We start from the raw sequence: 17409 nt of genomic DNA on the forward strand, positions 1-17409 counted from the left end.
GCTACGACCAACCCCGCAGTGAAAAAGTTGGCATCATCGACAAGGTGATCGACATTCAGGTACGGCGGGCGACGCCGGCCGACGCGGAGTCCCTGGTCCGTTTACGCGCGTTGATGCTGGCCGCGATGGGTAACGAGGTCGGTGGTCCGGACACACCGTGGCAGCTCGCAGCACGGGACTGGTTCGCCGATCAGCTGAAATCGCCGGACACGTTCGCGGCGTACGTCGCCGAGGACCCGGTCGCCGGAGTGGTCGCGGGAGCGGCCGGAAGCGTCGACGCGCACGCGCCCGGCCCGTACGACCAGAGTGGCGTCCGCGGTCACCTGTACAACGTCAGCACCGAGCCGGATTTCCGGCGGCGCGGGCTGGCCCGCGCCTGCGTGGTCGCACTGATGGACTGGTTCCGCGACGAGGCCGCCGTCGGCCAGGTCGAGCTGCACGCGACCGACGACGGAATCGACCTCTACCGCGACCTCGGTTTCATCGAGACACGATTCCCGACACTCCGTTTCCGGACCACCAAGGCGTAGCTTCGCGGGTATCCCGGAGGGCGTTGGTGGCGCAGTGCACCTCGCCGCCACCGAGGTGTGCCCAGAAGAAGTCTTCGACCCAGTGCACCCGGACGCCGTTCTTCGCGAGTGCTTGCTCGGTCGCTTGCCGGAACACGTCGCGTCCGTTCAGTCGCGGACCATGCGGGTCGGGTGCCGCGAACTGACGGTCCGTGACGGACAGACCGTTCACCAGATCCGGAGTCAGTGCCTTGAGCCGGTTGTAGCCGGGCATGTTGGCGAAGAACACCGGCAGCCGGACCAGTTCGCTCGTACGCAGACCGGTCGCCTTCAGCAGGATGGCCAGTTGATCGTCGATGTGCTTCGCCGCTGCCTCGTTGTCGGTGAGCCTGCCGCTCAGGAGCTCGTCGACCGTTGGTTTGCGCGTCGACCTGGTGTCCGCGAACAGTTGCTGACTGCCGCCACCTTGGCGCTGTACATCGCGCAGAAGGCGTACGGCGAGGCGCGGGTCGGCGACAGCAAGGGTCCAGCCACGGGCGTTGTTCGCACGGACCACGTGCACGGTCTCGTCCGCGTGACCGACCAGCAGCCAGGAGGTGTCGTACGAGATCGGCGACTGGTAGCCCTGGCCGGTGATCAGCTTGAGGAACGCGGGGTCGGGGCGCCGCGCACCTGACCCGTAGTAGACGCGGCCGTGCGGATAGCCGGGGTACGGCGGCAGCAGTTCGATATTGCCGCCCATGTTCAGCAGGTCGTCGACGCCGGCCGCCTGGTTGTCGCCGAACTGCTGCACGACACCGATGTCCGGGCCGCGCAGATCGCGGTACAGGAGCCGTCCGGCCGGGCGCGGGGTGTTCTTCTCCGGGAGGTCCCAGAGGTTGCCGGAACGGATCAGGATGCGCATCGTGTGCGTACCGCCGACGGTCGGCATACTCACGGTCGCCGGCTCGAAGGTGTCCTGCGCCCACATGTCCTTCCAGCCGTCCGGCGTACCTTTCAGGAAGCGCAGCTCACGGCCTTTCGTTGCCGTCCGCAACGTTTTGGCGAACTCTGGCCAGTCACCGGGAGCGCCAGGCTGGTACGGGGGTGTGCTTCCCCACCAGCCTTGCCCTTTGGCCGGTTGAGCGGCCAGTACTGTTTGCGCCGGCTGGAGATCGTTCTGGAGCATCAGCGGGGCGACCCGCATCCGCACCGAGTCGGTGGCGGTGCGGCCGTTGTCGGCAACACTCACCGTGACGGTGATCTGCCCGTCCCACACTGCCGGATCCCGAAGAACATCCCGCCCTTCAAGCTGAAGTCGAACACCGCGCCGCAGCTGATCCGCGGTCAAGGCGTTCCGGGCGTGCCCGTTCACGAAGATCCGTGCCTTGTCGGCAGGGGCGATGGTGACGGTGCCCGTGGCGTTGGCGGAGAGGTTGCGTTCGGCATCGAGGGTCAGTGGTGCCAGATCGGCCGCGTCGCGGGGGCCGTTGATCCGGTCGTCGGCGGCATCGTTGCAGGCGGCAAGCTTGTCGTCGACGGCTCGTCCGGGCGCATCGAGCTCGGCCGGCGCGACCGTACACCGATGCTCGTCATCATCAAGATTCGGCAGAAAGATCGCGCCACGCCCATCGGTCCAACCGTGCTTCCCCGCGTCATCGGCACGAGTAAGCAGCCCGTCCCGATTCACATCCGCCGTCAACCGCGGCGCCGGGACGGCGGCAGTCGCGCCCCACTTCCGCCGGCGAGAGCAGTGGTCGCGAGAAAATCCCTTCTCCACCCGTGGGCGGAGAAGGGATCGCCCTCACTGCTGAATGATCGACAGTACGTTGCCTGCCGGGTCCTTGAACCAGGCGATCAGTGGGCCGCCGCCGCGGAAGATGCCGAGCTCGTCCTGCTTGTCGTTGTACCGCTCGAAGGTCACGCCCAGCTCGGTCAACGCCTGGGCTGTCGCATCGATGTCCGGCACCGGGAAGTTGAGCACGGTGAACTCGGCCGGTACGTGATCCGGTTTCGGGTACACCAGCACCGGCGTGCCGCCCGCGACGCGCAGGTGCAGCATGCCGTGCTCCTCGCCGACCTCGAGCCCCAGCGTCCGCGTGTAGAACTCCTTCGCCACCGCGACGTCATCCACCGAAAACCCACTGAACGCCTTACTGTCCTGCAACATCCCGTTCCCTCCTCTACTAGCTGACACCAGTAACGTCGGCGCCATCACCCCGTTCTCGACAGCTCGAGGGGATCAGTTGCGGAGGGCGGCTTGGGGGAGGGCGGGGTTCACGGCGGCGGCCACCGCGGCGGACTCCAGGCCGTCGGCGACGGTGTGCAGGAGACGGACCAGGTGGGCGGCGTCGGTCGGGCCGAGGATGCCGGTGACGACGTCGAGGACGCGGACGGTGAGGCCGTCGAGCTGGGAGAGCCGCGCCTGGCCCATGCCGGTGACGGCCAGCTCAGGCGTGGTCCGGACCATGCCGAGCGCTTCCAGGTCGGCGATCGCCAGCTCGGCCTCGCCGGCGGTGATCCCGACCTGCCGCGCCACCTCACCGGGGGTGTTGCGGCCGTTGGCGACCGCGTTCAGTACGAGCGCGGCCGGCATCTTCATCCCGACCGCGTCCTGCAGGCCGAGGATCAACGGGTGGGCGTGGCCGCGGACGCGCTCCATCGCGTCGAGCAGCCGGAGCGCGTCGCCGACGTCACCGATCAGGTGCTCGGTCTGAACCGCCGCCAGACCCGCTGGGCCCGGCCGGACCGGAGCGGCGACCACGCCGCCGAGGACCCGCTCAGGCACCACCAGAGCCGTTTCGATCCGCTCCTCCGCGGGTCCTTCGGTCAGTGGCCTGATTCCAGCGTCTTCGATGGTCACAGCTCCAGCGTACGGACCGCTTCTGACAGCTTCGGCGTGTCTTACCTGAGGAATCCCTGTGAATCTCATGACATGACCGCGACCTCTCCTGCGACCTTGCCTGGGACCTCTCGCGGCCTACGCTCCACCCATGCGACTGTCCGGCAAACGAGCCCTGGTGATCGGCGGCGGTGGTGGCGGCATCGGCCGCGCGACGACCGAAGCCCTCGGCAACGAAGGTGCTTCGGTGCTGGTCGCGGACCTTGATCCGGACCGCGCCGCGGCCGCCGCGGCGGCAGTCCGGTCCGCTGGCGGTACGGCGTACCCGGTGTCCGGTGATGTCCGGTCGGCGGCGGATGTCGACGCGATGATCGCGGCCGCGGTGCAGCGGCTCGGCGGACTCGACGTACTCGTCACCGTGGTCGGCGGGCAGGTCGCGTTCGTGCCGGCGGTGAAGCTGCACGAGATGGCCGACGAGGACTGGGACACGATCTACGAGGTCAACCTCAGGTACGTCGCCCGCGCGGTCCGGGCCGCGCTGCGCGTCTTCCTCGACCAGGGCACCGGCGGCACGATCGTCAGCGTCGGCTCGGTCACCGGGTTCATGGCGGCGCCGGAGCAGGCCGCGTACGGGGTGATGAAGGCCGGCCTGCTCAGTCTGGCCCGGACGGTCGCCGCCGAGTACGCGCGGGACGGCATCCGGATGAACATCGCGGCGGCGGGCGCGATCGCGACCGCGGTGGCGAACGCGGGCGACGGCACGGAGGTGGTGGAGGAGATCCCGGTCGGCCGGCTCGGGCGGTCGGAGGAGGTCGCGCAGGCGGTCGTTTACCTCGGGTCGGACGCGGCCGCGTACGTCACCGGGCAGCAGCTCGTACTCGACGGCGGCGTCTCCGTCCGTGGTCCATTTCAGTAATCGAACACACGGACGAAGAATTCGGGTTCCGGGTGGTCCGAAAAAGCCGAGAAATTCCGGATTCGGGCGTGACCTCGGCTCGGCGTTCTCCGTTGGATCTGACGTGACGGTGAACACAACACGGCGCACCGGCACCGCGCTCGCCCGCGTTTTCCAGGCCGACCACCTCGAAGTAACAGCCAGGAGGACCAGTGACAACCGCCACCGCCACCCAGACCGTTCAGCGCCGACGCGTGCGGGTTTGGTTCGGTGAGCACGTCATCGCCGACTACAACGCCGAGCCGGCGTTGGCCGAGCGGTACGCAGACGCCATGAGCCGCCGATTCGCCGGTCTCCGGGTCACGAACGACCCGATGCCCGCCGTCGACAAGCTCCCCGACCCTCTGCCCGGCGAGCGCATGTGGGACGTAGCTCCCCGCTGAGAAAAGATCCCGGTACCTTTCCTCGTTCCGTACCTCACCAGACAACCCACCGCGGAACCCGGCCAGGTCGAGCGCCTCACCTCGATCAGCAAAGGCACCGGCCAGGGGCGGCAAGCGGGCGTGGGCGTTCTGCCCCTCGCTTGCCGCCACTTTCTTAATTAAACGCCTGAACAAGCACCGAGAAATACCAGTTCGCACCGGCACCCCCAGCGCCGGTGCGAACTTTTCTCACTTATTGGCGTAATACTCGGCTTTCAGCTGGATCAACTGGACATAGTTCCCGTCCGGGTCCACCAGCGTCGCGAACCACCCCACCCCACGATCCTCCGGGTGCACCAGCCACTCCACCCCGAGCGTACGCAAGTGGGCGGCGGTCGCCTCGATGTCCTCGACCGCGAAGTTCACGATGTAGCGCCCGGGCTCGGCGTTCTTCGCCGCCACGTCGTCGCGCAGCTCGATCACCAGCCCGACACCTCGTACGTCGGAGCCGGGCGGCGATCTTCGACAGGGCCGAACCATGGGAGCCGGCTGGACCACTCGTCGTATTGGTTCACCTTGGCAACACCTGGTGGTCATCGAGAACGGCGATGATCCGGCCGAATCCGCCAAGGGGAGGACAGCCGATGGGGCACTCGCACGACCACTCATCCGCAGCCGGTTACGGCCATGGACACGGTCACGGACACGGACACGGACATGGGCACGATCACGATCATCGCCGGCCGAACGACGAGCTCGACCAGGCGACGCTGGCCGCGCTGGACGAGTCGGTGCCGGACAGCGAGTTGTCGCCGGCGGAGGTGTCGCGGCGCGGGCTGCTCCGGTCCGCGGGCATTCTCGGTGGTACGGCCGCGCTGGCCGTCAGCGGTGCGCAGTTCGCCGCCGCGACGGCACCGAACAAGCCGAACCAGTTGATCAATGACGGCTGGTTCTTCCAGCACGGGAACCGGCCGAAGGTCTGGCTCGCCGGTGACCACCACATTCACACCCAGCTCAGCTCCGACGGCATGTACCGCGTCATCGACCAGGCCCGGCACGCCGCCGCGTACGGTCTGGACTGGCTGGTGATCACCGACCACGGCGGCGCGACGCATGCCCGGATCGGGGTCGACCTGGTCAACCCGCAGATCAAGGCGGCCCGGACCGAGCTCCGCGACACGCTGATCTTCCAGGGCCTGGAGTGGAACATTCCGGCCGCCGAGCACGGCACCGTGTTCGTCGCGCCGGGCAGCCGCGAGGTCGAGGTCCTGAAGCAGTTCGAGAACAGCTACGACGGCAGTGTGAAGAACGCCAGCTCGAACTCGCCGGCCAACGAGGCACTCGCGGTGTCGGGTATCCAGTGGCTCGGTCAGCAGGTCGACAAGCGCCGCGTCGCGGACGCGCTGTTCCTGGCCAACCACCCGGCCCGCAACGGCATCGACAGCCCGCACGAGATCCGCAACTGGCGCGACGCCGACCCGCGGATCGCGGTCGGCTTCGAGGGTGCGCCCGGTCACCAGGCGGCCGGTCTGCCGAAGCCGCTCGGCGGCGCCAGCGCCCGCGGGTACTACGGCAACTCGCCGAACCCGAACTCGTTCGCCGCGTACCCGCCCGAGAGCTACCGCACCTGGGGCGGCTTCGACTGGATGACCGCGACCGTCGGTGGTCTCTGGGACAGCCTGCTGGCGGAGGGCAAGCCGTGGTGGATCTCCGCGAACTCCGACTCGCACGTGAACTGGAACGAGACCGCCCGCCGCCCGGACGGTTCCACGCAGGCACAGTTCGACCGCGACGGCCGGTACATGGACCCGGTCTACGGCAACGCGATCAACACCACCGCCGGTGACTTCTGGCCGGGCTACTACAGCCGTACGCATGTCGGCGCCGACCGGCGCGACTACCTCGCGGTAATGGAGGGGCTGCGCAACGGCCGGGTCTGGGTTGACCATGGCGCGCTGGTGAAGGGCGTGGAGGTCGAGGTACGCGAGGTCGGCAAACGGTACGGCGAGCCGCTCGGCGGCGCGCTGATCGTGAAGAAGGGCCGTGCGATCGAGCTGGTCGTCCGGATCACCGCCCAGACGATGCCGAACTGGTCCAACTTCGTGCCCACGCTGAACCGCGTCGACGTGATTCGCGGATCGGTCACCGGTCCGGTCGGTGACAAGGACACGATGACCGCCCCGAACACCAAGGTCGTCAAGCAGTGGGACACCTCGGGCAAGCGCGGCACGTTCGAGCTGGTGTACCCGCTCGGCCGGGCCGACGAAGCGCAGTACGTCCGGGTCCGGGGTACTGACGGAAATCGCAGCCAGCCCGGGTACCTGGGCGCCGCGGTGGACCCGTCCGGCCCCAAACTGGACGTGGTCGGCGACGCGGACCCGTGGGTCGACCTGTGGTTCTACACCAACCCGATCTGGGTCCTGCCGAAGTAAGGAAGACGTTGTGATCATCGCGATCGATGCCGACAGCATGGACCTGGCCGCGGCCGACCACCTGCTGTACGACTTGATCGCGGCCGTGGATCAGCCGGTCGTCGCCGTCACCCACCTGGTGTCGGGCGACGACCGGCCCCACGTCGCGGTCTCGCTCACCAGTACCGCCGACCTGGCCGAGCCGATCCGCGAGGTGGTTGCCGATCGCAACGTTGGTCTCGCCATTACCAGGCCCGGCGCGACCGAGCCCGAGCTGGCCGGCCCGAGCCGTCTGGTCCGGGGCGCGTACGTCGCCGCGGTCGAGGCCGCTCTCGGTACGAAGGGCCGCGTGGTCCGCTGGCCGGGCCACGAACAGGGTCACGGCGTGCTACCGGCGGCCGAGTTGCGTACCCGCTGTGGCATCGACGAACTGGAGGGCATCGGCGGCGTGCCGGTCGATGACGAGACGCTGATAGATACGCTCGATTTCCTCCGCCCGGTACGCCGCGACGGCCGCCTGGTCCTGCAGGTACAACCGGCCGCGGGCGACGTCCTGATCCCGTTCGAGCTACAACACCAACAAACCTGCTGCACCGACCACTGACCGGACGACTCATCCCCAGGAAGCTGACTCCCTGAGTACGTCCGGCAGTTCGCCGACGACGCCGAGGCGTTGCGTGCAGCGGGTCAGCGCGACGTACAGGTCGCGCAGGCCGCGTGGTGACTCGATCACGATGCCGTCCGGGTCGACGACGAGCACCGAGTCGAACTCCAGGCCCTTCGCCTCGCGGGCCGTCAGCACGCTGACCCCGCTGAGCCCGTTGACCGCCTCCTGGAGCAGCTCGAGCCGGTTGCGTGACGTGATCACGCCGACTTCGCCGTACTGCGTCTCCTCCGCCGCCAGTTTGTAGACGTACAGCGCCTGATCCGACGCGGGTACGTCGACGTGCCACGGCTTGACGCCCGTCGACCGGACCGATCGTGGCGGCCGGGCCGACGGATCGACCTCGCGGAGTACGTCGTTCGCGAGCTCCATCACCTCGGCCGGCGTGCGGTAGTTGAGCGTCAGCTCGGCCAGCCGCCATCGATCGCCGAACGTCTCACCGAGCGCGCTCGCCCAGGACGTACCGCCGCCGATCGAGCTGGTCTGCGCGACATCGCCGACCACCGTCATCGACCGCAGTGGGCACCGGCGCGCGATCGCCCGCCAGGCCATCGGCGACAACTCCTGTGCCTCGTCGACGATCACATGTCCGTACGTCCAGCGCCGGTCCGCGGCGGCCCGGTCGGCCAGCGTACGGTCGTCGTCGGCCTCGTACCGCTCGGCCAGCGCCTCGGCGTTCAGCAGGTCCTTCGCGGTCAGGATCTCCGCGTCGTCGTCCTCGTCGAAGTCGGTCGATCCCGAACCGGAGAGTACGTCCAGAGCGCCTTGTGCGTAAGCGATCGCGCGCGCTCGCGCCGCCCGTTCCCGCGCCGCCTCGGTGCCGTCGTCGCCGAGCAGTTCGGCGGCTTCGTCCAGCAGCGGCACATCGGCCGGGCTCCAGTCGTCGCCGTACCGCAGCAGGTGTTCGCGATCCAGCGCACTCAGCTGCGGCGCCGCGGCCGCCAGCCGGGCCTCGTCGCCGTACAGATCCGCAAGGAGTTTCTGTGGACTGAGCAGCGGCCAAAGCCGGTCGAGCAACGTCTGTACGGCAGGCTCGGCGAGCACCTCCTTACGCAACTCGGCCAGGTCGTACTCGTCGAGCAACTGCTCGCCGTCGAGCGGATCCGTACCGATCAGCTCGGCGTACTGGTCCGTGAGGTGATCGACCATCTCCTTGTGGAAGAACGGCTGCGCCTGGTTGTGCGTGAGGTTCCGGTTGCCGACCCGGGCGTGCGCCGCGGCGACGATCCGCGGATCGAGAGTGAGCTCGGTCCGGTCGACCGTGACGCGCAACGGCCGGTCCGGAAGCCACTGCCGATCGGCGACGGCTTGCGCGATCACCTCGGCCATCACCGTCCGGCCCTTGACGTCCGCGCTCTCCGGTGATTCCGGCCGGGTCGCGGTCACGCCGGGGAACAGTTCGGCGATCGTGACCAGCCGGACCCCGTCCTCTCCGAGTGACGGCAGCACTTGCCCGATGAAGCGCAGGAACGCCGCATTCGGGCCGACGACGAGAATTCCGCGCTTTTCCAGCTGCTCGCGGTGCGTGTACAGCAAGAATGCGGCCCGGTGCAGCGCGATCGCGGTCTTGCCGGTACCCGGTCCGCCTTGTACGACCAGGATTCCGGGCAGTTCGGAGCGGATGATCCGGTCCTGGTCGGACTGGATGGTCTGGACGATCGACTCCATCTGGCCCGTCCGCCGAGCCTCCAGTGCCTTCATCAGGACGGCCTCACCGATCACGCCGGTGCCGGGCTTGGACGGGTCGGCCGCCTCACGATCGAGGTCGAGTTGCTCGTCCTGGACGTCGATCACGCGGCGTAACCGGGTCTGGACATGCCTGCGGCGAACGACGCCGTGATTCGCCACGGCGGTGGCAATGTAGAAGGGCCGCGCGGCCGGTGCGCGCCAGTCGACCAGTAACGGTTCGTAGTCGGCGTCGTGCAGGCCGAGCCGGCCGAGGTGCAGAACCTCGCCCGCGGCGGTGTCCAGCCGGCCGAAGTACAGGCCTTCCTCGGCGGCGTTCAGCCGGGCCTGCCGGAGCTTCAGGTCCCGGATCCGGCCGTCCCGCTGGTGCAGGGCCTGGGCGTTCCGGGTCCGGACCTGCTGTTCGTCGTCGGTGCGTGCCTCGGTCCGCGCGCGCTCGGCGTCCAGCGCGGCGTAGAACGTGATCAGGTGTGCCTGTTCGGCATCGACCGGATTCGGCAAATTGCAACCCCTCGTGTTAAAATACCACCCGTTGGTTTTCAGCCGCATTTTTTGACTCGCGCAATGAAAGTCGCGCCGCGGCGGCCACAAATGCTTGAGTTTATCCGCTCGCGGCGTTTTGCTGTAGTGGTGTTCCACTCGATCATCCCGCCGTACCTGCTCGAGCAACTCGAGCGGTCCGCGGGAGACCCCAGCCTTCGTGCCCGGTATCGGCAGTCGCTGCAGCATGACGCCGTCCTTCGGACCCGCCCCGCCGCGCCGGCACCAACGGCAGTGTCGGCCGGGCCCGTCGACGCGCCCGGCGGCCGGCAACGCAAGGTGTACGACGCGCACAACGGCACCGACCTGCCCGGTGCGCTGGTCCGCTCCGAGGGCGACGACCCGGTCAAGGACACGGCGGTCAACCAGGCGTACGACGGCACCGGCGCGACCTGGACGTTGTACAAGGAGTGCTACGGGCGGGACTCGATCGACGGCAACGGGCTGGTCCTGACGTCGACGGTGCACTACGACCGCGCGTACGCGAACGCCTTCTGGAACGGCGCGCAGATGGTCTTCGGCGATGGTGACGGCGAGATCTTCGGCAACTTCACCGCAGCGATCGACGTCACCGGGCACGAGCTCACGCACGGCGTCACCCAGTACACGGCGAACCTCGCGTACGAGGGGCAGTCGGGTGCGCTGAACGAAAGCATCTCCGACGTCTTCGGGTCGCTCACCAAGCAGTACGCGCTGGGTCAGAGTGCCGCGCAGGCGGACTGGCTGATCGGCGCGGGTCTGTTCCTGCCTGGCGTGAAAGGCGTCGCGCTGCGGTCGATGAAGGCACCCGGCACGGCGTACGACGATCCGCGGCTGGGCAAGGATCCGCAGCCGGCGACGATGTCCGGGTACGTCGACACCAGCGACGACAACGGCGGCGTACACATCAACTCGGGCATCCCGAACCACGCGTTCTACCTGGCCGCGACCGGGATCGGCGGGAACGCGTACGACGACGCCGGCAAGATCTGGTACGCCACCCTCACCTCCGGCACACTGCCGGCCACGGCCGGCTTCAAGGACTTCGCCGCCGCCACCCAGGCAGCGGCCCAGACCCTCTTCGGCGCTGACACTCCGCAACTGGCAGCCGTCACGAAGGCCTGGCAAACCGTCGGCGTGCTGGACGACTCGACGCCGTTGATGAACGCGGCCCAGAGCGGGCTGCACCCGTCCCCGCCGGTCTCGCCGCCGCCGGAGTCGACTCCGTCACACTGAAGCAGACCGGGCGTGAGACGGGTTGACCTCAAGTCGAGTTGAGGTATTACCGTCCTGAGCTGTGACAGTTCATCCGCTCCGGCTCGTCGTGCTGACGCGCAATCTCGAGGCGGGACGGTTCGGTACGGCGGTCACCCGCTGGTTCGCCCGCGAGGCCGAACGCGTGGACGACTTCAAGCTCGATCTGATCGATCTGAGCCGTGCGCCGCTGGACGGGCTGGCGGCACGGATCGCGGACGCCGACGCGGTCATGATCGTGACGGCGGAGTACAACCACGCGTACCCGGGTGACGTGAAGACCGCGATCGACGCGGTCCGGCGGCCCTGGTACGCGAAGCCGGTCGGATTCGTCGTGTACGGCGGACGCTCCGGCGGGCTGCGCGCGGCCGAACAGCTCCGGCTGGTCTTCGGCGAACTGCACGCGGTGACGATCCGGGACAGCCTCGGCTTCCGCGAGGAGGATTTCACGCCCACCGGTGAGCCGGTCGACCCGACCACCTCCGCGGCCGCCGCCGCGCTGCTCCGGCAGCTCGCCTGGTGGGCCCGCAGCCTGCGCGACGCCCGCGCCGCCACGCCGTACCCGGAATAGCTTCGCGAAACGCCGCACCCGGAATACGTTGGCGAACGCGGTGGTTGACGGTTGAACGTGACCGCCGAATCGATGCCCCTGTCCGTGCTCGACCTCTCCCCGGTGCCGACGGGTACGCGGCCGTCGCAGGCGCTGCACGAGACCCTCGAACTGGCCCGGACCGCCGAAGCCGCGGGGTACCACCGGTTCTGGCTGGCGGAGCATCACAACATCCCGAGCGTGGTGAGTACGAGCCCGGAGGTGATGATCGCGGCCGTCGCGGCGGCGACCTCGACGATTCGCGTCGGCTCCGGCGGCATCATGCTGCCGAACCACTCACCGCTCAAGGTGGCCGAGACGTTCCGCGTCCTCGGTGGTCTGTACCCGGACCGGATCGACCTCGGCATCGGCCGCGCGCCCGGTACCGATCAGCGCACCGCGCTCGCGTTGCGCCGCAGTCGCGAGGCACTCGGCGCGGACGACTTCACCGAGCAGTACGCCGAGCTCCGTGCGTACGTCGAGGGTTTTCCGGCCGGTCATCCGTTCGAGCCGATCAGCGCGCAGCCCGACGACGTACCGCTGCCGCCGGTGTGGATCCTCGGCTCCAGCACGTACGGCGGTCAGGCGGCGGCCGCGCTTGGTACCGGATTCGCGTACGCCGGGCACTTCGGTACGCTCGACCCGTCCGGCGTGATCGCTTCGTACAAGGAGAACTTCCAGCGCCCCGGGCACGAGCCGCACGCGATCCTCGCGCTGGCCGCGATCGTGGCCGAGACCGAGGAACGCGCCGCGCAACTCGCCCGCGCCAACGCGCTCTCCACCCTCAACCTCCGCTCCGGCCGGCCAGGTCCGCTCCCGTCGCCCGAGGAAGCGGCCGCGTACCCGTGGACCGACGCCGAGCTCGCCGCGATCGAAGACTGGACCGGGCTGGTCTCGGTCGGCACGCCCGACCAGGTGGCCGCCGACCTGCGCCGCCGCGCCGAGGTCGCCGGCGCCGACGAGCTGATCATCACCACCAACATCCACAACCCCGCCGAGCGCCGCCGCTCCTTCCAGCTACTCGCCGAGGCCTGGGGCCTGAAGCCCCGCTGACCGCGGACCTGCACCACTCACCAACTCGCCCAGCCGACCCGCTGCGCGGCTCGCGCGAGCGTCAGGTGCCCGGTGTGCGGGAGGTTGGTGAGTGTCACACGTCCGGGGTCGCCCGGACGTGCTCGAAGATCAGGCTGGTTTCGGCGTGGCTGACGGCCGGATCCGCCGTCAGGTGGTCCAGCACGAACTCGCGGAGCGCGTCCGGGGTCGCGGCGGACACGTGCAACAGGTAGTCGTTGGCGCCGCTGACGTGGAAGAGCGAGAGCACCCCGGGCAGCCGCGGGACCTTCGTCCGGAAGCGGTCGATCTCGTCGCGTGAATGCGCGCCGATCCGGATCGCGATCAGCGCCTGCAGCGGCCGGCCGAGCGCGGCCAGGTCCACCTCCGCGTGGAAGCCGCGGATCACGCCGCGTTCGCGGAGTGACCGGACCCGGGTCAGACAGGTCGACGGCGCGATCCCGGTCGCCTCGGCGAGCGCGTTGTTCGGCATCCGGCCGTCCGCGCTCAGCAGCGCGACCAGGTGCCGGTCCACCTCGTCGAGCCCGGCCGTACCGGTGCCGGAAGTCGCGCCGGGAGTGGCTCGTGGCGCCGGTCCAGGCGTCCGACGATCCTTCGGCATGCTCTCACTGTAGGGCCTATCCACAGAATCCACAGCGTGTGGATGAGCCTGTGGACGAATTATCTTCGGAACTATTGCGCTGATCTCGCAGAAGATTCCATCCTCACCGCACAACCTGGTGAGGAGGCAGTCATGACCCAGCTCGACACCCGATCGGTGCACGCCGGCCGCGACGACCTGTCCGCTCTCGGCGTGCACGTACCGCCGATCGACCTGTCCACCACTTATCCGCTGCCGAGCGTCGACACCGGCGGCGCGGCGTACGACACGCTCACGCAGGGCCGCGCCCCGGAGGGCGGGAGCCTGGTCTACCAGCGGCTGTGGAACCCGACGGTCGCCCGGTTCGAGGACGCGCTCGCCGAGCTCGAGCACTCCGACGGCGCGGTCGCGTTCGGTTCCGGCATGGCCGCGCTGACCGCGTGCCTGCTCGCCGCCGTCGCCGCGGGCAGTCCGCACATGGTCGCCGTACGCCCCCTGTACGGCGGCACCGATCACCTGTTGTCCACAGGCCTCCTGGGGACAACAGTCACGTACGCCCGGCCGGCCGAGGTCCGGTCGGCGATCCAGCCGGACACCGGCCTGGTCATCGTCGAGACGCCGGCCAACCCGACCGTCGATCTCGTCGACATCGCGGCGATCGCGGCGGCGGCCGGTGACGTACCGGTGCTTGTGGACAACACGTTCGCCACGCCCGTACTGCAGCAACCGGCTCGGCACGGGGCGAGCCTGGTTCTGCATTCGGCGACCAAGTACCTCGGTGGGCATGGCGACGTGATGGGTGGGGTCGTCGCGGGCGGTGTGGAATGGGTTGCCCGGCTCAGGCAGATCCGCGCGGTCACGGGCGGTCTGCTGCATCCGATGGCGGCGTACGAGCTTCATCGCGGACTGCAGACATTGCCGGTCCGCGTACGCGCGCAGCAGGCGACCGCGATCAAGGTGGCCGACTGGCTTTCGGCGCAACCGTCAGTCGAGCGCGTGTACTACCCGGGGCTGGCCGATCCGCAAGGCCTGATCGGCCGGCAGCAGTCCGGGCCGGGTGCCGTCCTCGCGTTCACCGTTGCCGGCGGCTACGAAGCGGCTTCTCGGGTCGCCGGGCGGCTGAAGCTGATCACGCATGCTGTTTCGCTGGGCGGCGTCGACACGCTGATCCAGCACCCCGCCGCGCTCACCCACCGCCTCGTCAGCACCGAAGCCAAGCCCTCCGACGCCCTCCTCCGCCTCTCCCTGGGCCTAGAAGACCCCGAAGACCTCACCACCGACCTCGCCACCGCCCTGTCCTGACCCACCTTGGGAAGCCACCGCGCGTTTTCAGGCGATGGAAATGCGCGGTGGGTTCTCAAGGTGCGGGCCAGGAATCTGCTGAGGGCAGATCTGGGGTGGGGAGGACTGGGGGGATGGCACACTCGGGGTAGGACATCGGAGGCGAGGAGGGCCAGTCGTGTTGCTACGTCAGGTGATCGGGAACGTCTTCCGCCGATTGCGGCGCGAGCGGGGGATCACCCTGCGTGAGCTCGCCGAGTTGGCCCAGGTGTCGGTGCCCTACCTGTCCGAGATCGAACGCGGCCGCAAGGAGCCCTCCTCGGAGATCCTGGCCGCGATCTGCCGCGCCCTCGAGCTCGAGCTGACCGACCTGCTGGCCGAGGTGCAGTTCGATCTCGCCACCGCGGTTCGCCAGACGCTGCCGGTGCGGCTGCAGACGGCGGCGATCCGGGTCGAGGAGCGCTCCCACCTCCAGGTCCCCTCCGGTCCGCGCGCCTCCGCACAGGTCTTCGCGCTGGTCGCATAGTTGGTCCGCTGGTACGCGGCCGGCCGATAAACCACCTGCCGGTTGTAGCGGTTGTGCATAACCTGGCCGGGTGCCTCACATCAAACGCCGACCACCGGCAACTCCTGGTTCGATCCCGGCCGCGCTGAACATGTTCGAGTCCGAGGTGCGGTTCTACCGCGAGATCGCCCCGGTCGTCGGCGTACGCGTGCCGGCCTGCTACGAATCCGAGGCATCCGCCGAGGGCACCCTGCTGGTACTGGAAGACCTGTCCGCCTGGGCGCCCGGCGCGGAACCGGACGCCGGCGCCCGCGCGCTCCGCGAGCTCCACGATCGTTGGTCCGGCCAAGCACATGTCCGCTGGCCGTGGTTGCGCTCACTCGGAGCGGGCGAGGACCTGGTGGCGGCGTTGTACGACGAGACCTGGCCCGCGCTGGCCGAGCGTCAGGACCTGAGCGCGCCGGTCCGCGACTTCGGCGCGCGCCTGGTCGGCAGGGTCGCCGAGGTCGAGCGGGAAGTCGAACGGGCCGGTGTGCTGACAATGGTGCACGGTGACGCCGCCGCGCAGAACCTCCGTACCGGGCCGAACGGCGAGGTCGCCTTCCTGGACTGGGAAGACGTGTCCGCCGCGCCTGGGGTGCTCGATCTGGCCTGGTTCTTGGTCTCGTCGGTGCAGCCGGATCGCTGGCAAGAGGCGCTGGACGCGTACGGGGAGGTCGTCGGCCTGAAGCAGGTCCTGCCGTCGGTGATGGTGCAGGGGTACCTGACGCTGGCTGATCTGCCGGATGGAGAAGGCGCGGACTGGAACGCTCGGCTGCAAGCGGCCGTGGAGGCTCTGTGAAGTACGTGGTTCGGTTTCCGGTCGACGATCGGGAGTTGTCCGCGTTGCATGCGGCCGCGTTCGGTACTTCACCGGAGGTGGACCCGTGGCGCGAGCGGCTGGAACGGTGGGCGCTGACCTGGGTAGGGGCCTTTAGCAACGATCAACTGGTCGGATTCGTCCAGGTCTGCTGGGACGGCGGCGCGCATGCCTTCGTGCTGGACACTTCCGTACACCCGGACCACGAACGCCAGGGGATCGGCAAACAGCTCGTGTTGACCGCGGCCGAGGAGTCTCGTGCAGCCGGATGTGAATGGCTGCACGTCGACTTCGATCCACACCTGACCGCGTTCTACTTCGACGCCTGCGGCTTCCGTCCAACCGACGCGGGGCTGATCAGGCTCCGCTGAACGCCCGGCCGCTCGGCTTTCGCTGAACGCCCGGCCGCTCGGCTTTCGCTGAACGCGGGGCCGCTCAGGCTTCGCTGACGGTCAGGCCCTCGGTTGAGATGCACGACGTCAGGCAGCGTTCCTTCGCGTCGCCGAGCAAGTCGGCGGTCCAGGTCGTGAAGCCGCCGTCGCCGAGCTCGGTACCACCTCGGCCGATGCCAAGCGCGATGCCGGCGTAGTACGCGGCGCCCTTCGTACGCGCGGGGTCTTCGGTGAGCGCGACGTCGAGCGCCGGGCGGACCGTGTCCTCGATTCGGTCCCGCACGGCCGACTGCTTGAAGGACGTGAACGTCAGCTCGGCCTTTTCACCCAGTACGGCGTGCCAGAAGCGGAGGTGGTCGATCAGCAGATCCGCCTCGGTACGGCCCGATCCCGTGTCGCGGGCGCTCGACACCAGCACGAACAGCTCGAAATGCGCGGTCATCCACGGTGCATCGAACGCTTGTGCGCGGACGACTCGCTGGCATGCGGCCAGGTGTACGCGGTCCTGCCCCGCGCGGCGGCGGACCGCGGCCTCGATCGCCAGCTCGTTGGTCGGATCACTCGCCACCTCGGTGCCACGAACCGTACTGACCACTTGATGCTGATTGATCGGCGCGACCACCGACGACGTACCAAGCGGGGTGAGCGGCGACAGCTGTACACCGGCGAACTTCTCCGGCAGCAGCTCCCACAACCGCTGCTGCGTCTTCACCAACTGCCGCGGATCGATGCTCGACGGCCGCACGAACCGGTCCTGCTGCCAGCGCCGCAGCAGCCGCGCCGGGCTCACTGTCGCGACACGCTCCCGCGTGACGTCGAGCAGGACGGACTGCAGCTCCGACTGGCTCAACCCGCCGACGAGGGCTTCCCGGCTGCCCTCCGGCAGCTTCGCCCAGAACCGTTCGCTCACCTGTCCCATCGCTCTACTCTGACCGAAAATCGCTCGGGTGC

19 protein-coding genes are annotated in these 17409 nt (G+C 68.9%); 12 read left to right on the forward strand and 7 right to left on the reverse strand.

Annotated elements, in window-relative coordinates:
- The first annotated feature begins 44 nt into the window (after nucleotides 1-44).
- Nucleotides 45-530, forward strand: a complete 486-nt coding sequence (locus HDA44_RS26915; RefSeq protein ID WP_337906458.1) for a GNAT family N-acetyltransferase — start codon at nucleotides 45-47, stop codon at nucleotides 528-530.
- Here the strand turns inward: HDA44_RS26915 and HDA44_RS26920 are convergent.
- From HDA44_RS26920 to HDA44_RS26930, 3 genes are all read right to left on the reverse strand, one after another.
- Nucleotides 481-2178, reverse strand: a complete 1698-nt coding sequence (locus tag HDA44_RS26920) for a protein-arginine deiminase family protein (RefSeq protein ID WP_184839065.1) — start codon at nucleotides 2176-2178, stop codon at nucleotides 481-483. The two genes, HDA44_RS26915 and HDA44_RS26920, sit on opposite strands and share 50 nt — an antisense overlap.
- A gap of 114 nt (nucleotides 2179-2292) precedes the next feature.
- Nucleotides 2293-2658, reverse strand: a complete 366-nt coding sequence (locus tag HDA44_RS26925; protein ID WP_184839067.1) for a VOC family protein — start codon at nucleotides 2656-2658, stop codon at nucleotides 2293-2295.
- A gap of 72 nt (nucleotides 2659-2730) precedes the next feature.
- A complete protein-coding gene (locus HDA44_RS26930; RefSeq protein WP_337906460.1) occupies nucleotides 2731-3351 on the reverse strand; it encodes a MarR family transcriptional regulator in 621 nt (206 codons plus the stop codon).
- Nucleotides 3352-3481: 130 nt separating this feature from the next.
- On the opposite strand from HDA44_RS26930, the gene HDA44_RS26935 reads away from it, so the two are divergent.
- On the forward strand, nucleotides 3482-4246 hold the full coding sequence (locus HDA44_RS26935) for an SDR family NAD(P)-dependent oxidoreductase (protein WP_184839069.1): 765 nt from the start codon (nucleotides 3482-3484) through the stop codon (nucleotides 4244-4246).
- A gap of 191 nt (nucleotides 4247-4437) precedes the next feature.
- A complete protein-coding gene (locus HDA44_RS26940) occupies nucleotides 4438-4668 on the forward strand; it encodes a hypothetical protein (RefSeq protein WP_184839071.1) in 231 nt (76 codons plus the stop codon).
- A 228-nt stretch (nucleotides 4669-4896) separates the two neighbouring features.
- On the opposite strand, the gene HDA44_RS26945 is transcribed toward HDA44_RS26940, so the two are convergent.
- Nucleotides 4897-5130, reverse strand: a complete 234-nt coding sequence (locus HDA44_RS26945; protein ID WP_238352558.1) for a VOC family protein — start codon at nucleotides 5128-5130, stop codon at nucleotides 4897-4899.
- Between the two features lie 161 nt (nucleotides 5131-5291).
- On the opposite strand from HDA44_RS26945, the gene HDA44_RS26950 reads away from it, so the two are divergent.
- Together HDA44_RS26950 and HDA44_RS26955 are read left to right on the forward strand one after the other, a co-directional pair.
- Nucleotides 5292-7079, forward strand: a complete 1788-nt coding sequence (locus HDA44_RS26950; RefSeq protein WP_184839075.1) for a PHP domain-containing protein — start codon at nucleotides 5292-5294, stop codon at nucleotides 7077-7079.
- A 10-nt stretch (nucleotides 7080-7089) separates the two neighbouring features.
- Nucleotides 7090-7662, forward strand: a complete 573-nt coding sequence (locus tag HDA44_RS26955; protein WP_184839077.1) for a hypothetical protein — start codon at nucleotides 7090-7092, stop codon at nucleotides 7660-7662.
- Between the two features lie 9 nt (nucleotides 7663-7671).
- Here HDA44_RS26955 and HDA44_RS26960 read toward each other — a convergent pair whose 3' ends face one another.
- Nucleotides 7672-9909, reverse strand: a complete 2238-nt coding sequence (locus HDA44_RS26960; RefSeq protein WP_184839079.1) for a HelD family protein — start codon at nucleotides 9907-9909, stop codon at nucleotides 7672-7674.
- A 129-nt stretch (nucleotides 9910-10038) separates the two neighbouring features.
- Between HDA44_RS26960 and HDA44_RS26965 the strand changes: the two genes are divergently transcribed.
- The 3 genes from HDA44_RS26965 (at nucleotide 10039) to HDA44_RS26975 (ending at nucleotide 12823) form a co-directional block, all read left to right on the forward strand.
- Complete coding sequence (locus tag HDA44_RS26965) at nucleotides 10039-11163, forward strand: M4 family metallopeptidase (protein ID WP_337906462.1); 1125 nt, start codon at nucleotides 10039-10041, stop codon at nucleotides 11161-11163.
- 61 nt (nucleotides 11164-11224) lie between these two features.
- On the forward strand, nucleotides 11225-11752 hold the full coding sequence (locus HDA44_RS26970; RefSeq protein WP_184839084.1) for an NAD(P)H-dependent oxidoreductase: 528 nt from the start codon (nucleotides 11225-11227) through the stop codon (nucleotides 11750-11752).
- A gap of 57 nt (nucleotides 11753-11809) precedes the next feature.
- Nucleotides 11810-12823, forward strand: a complete 1014-nt coding sequence (locus tag HDA44_RS26975) for an LLM class flavin-dependent oxidoreductase (RefSeq protein ID WP_319038762.1) — start codon at nucleotides 11810-11812, stop codon at nucleotides 12821-12823.
- A gap of 94 nt (nucleotides 12824-12917) precedes the next feature.
- On the opposite strand, the gene HDA44_RS26980 is transcribed toward HDA44_RS26975, so the two are convergent.
- Entirely contained in the window at nucleotides 12918-13442 is a 525-nt protein-coding gene (locus tag HDA44_RS26980; protein WP_184839086.1) for an Lrp/AsnC family transcriptional regulator, read from the reverse strand.
- A gap of 132 nt (nucleotides 13443-13574) precedes the next feature.
- Between HDA44_RS26980 and HDA44_RS26985 the strand changes: the two genes are divergently transcribed.
- The 4 genes from HDA44_RS26985 (at nucleotide 13575) to HDA44_RS27000 (ending at nucleotide 16437) form a co-directional block, all read left to right on the forward strand.
- Nucleotides 13575-14723 (forward strand): trans-sulfuration enzyme family protein, encoded by a 1149-nt coding sequence (locus HDA44_RS26985; RefSeq protein ID WP_184839088.1) that lies wholly within the window; start codon nucleotides 13575-13577, stop codon nucleotides 14721-14723.
- A 157-nt stretch (nucleotides 14724-14880) separates the two neighbouring features.
- Nucleotides 14881-15228: a helix-turn-helix domain-containing protein gene (locus tag HDA44_RS26990; RefSeq protein WP_184839090.1), complete on the forward strand. Its 348-nt coding sequence runs from the start codon at nucleotides 14881-14883 to the stop codon at nucleotides 15226-15228.
- A 70-nt stretch (nucleotides 15229-15298) separates the two neighbouring features.
- Nucleotides 15299-16048, forward strand: coding sequence for a phosphotransferase (locus HDA44_RS26995; RefSeq protein WP_184839092.1), 750 nt, complete (start codon nucleotides 15299-15301; stop codon nucleotides 16046-16048).
- Nucleotides 16045-16437: a GNAT family N-acetyltransferase gene (locus HDA44_RS27000; protein WP_184839094.1), complete on the forward strand. Its 393-nt coding sequence runs from the start codon at nucleotides 16045-16047 to the stop codon at nucleotides 16435-16437. The genes HDA44_RS26995 and HDA44_RS27000 overlap by 4 nt, the downstream gene beginning before the upstream one ends.
- A gap of 64 nt (nucleotides 16438-16501) precedes the next feature.
- Here the strand turns inward: HDA44_RS27000 and HDA44_RS27005 are convergent, their stop codons facing one another.
- On the reverse strand, nucleotides 16502-17377 hold the full coding sequence (locus HDA44_RS27005) for a hypothetical protein (protein ID WP_184839096.1): 876 nt from the start codon (nucleotides 17375-17377) through the stop codon (nucleotides 16502-16504).
- Nucleotides 17378-17409 lie beyond the last annotated feature (32 nt).

Source organism: Kribbella solani (assembly GCF_014205295.1).
GTDB classification, from domain to species: Bacteria; Actinomycetota; Actinomycetes; order Propionibacteriales; family Kribbellaceae; genus Kribbella; species Kribbella solani.

Bases quoted from the DNA above. Each gene is read 5' to 3' on its own strand.
- HDA44_RS26950 (WP_184839075.1), top strand. From the start codon at position 5,292: ATGGGGCACTCGCACGACCACTCATCCGCAGCCGGTTACGGCCATGGA.
- HDA44_RS26925 (WP_184839067.1), bottom strand. From the start codon at position 2,658: ATGTTGCAGGACAGTAAGGCGTTCAGTGGGTTTTCGGTGGATGACGTC.
- HDA44_RS27005 (WP_184839096.1), bottom strand. From the start codon at position 17,377: ATGGGACAGGTGAGCGAACGGTTCTGGGCGAAGCTGCCGGAGGGCAGC.
- HDA44_RS26935 (WP_184839069.1), top strand. From the start codon at position 3,482: ATGCGACTGTCCGGCAAACGAGCCCTGGTGATCGGCGGCGGTGGTGGC.
- HDA44_RS26985 (WP_184839088.1), top strand. From the start codon at position 13,575: ATGACCCAGCTCGACACCCGATCGGTGCACGCCGGCCGCGACGACCTG.
- HDA44_RS26980 (WP_184839086.1), bottom strand. From the start codon at position 13,442: ATGCCGAAGGATCGTCGGACGCCTGGACCGGCGCCACGAGCCACTCCC.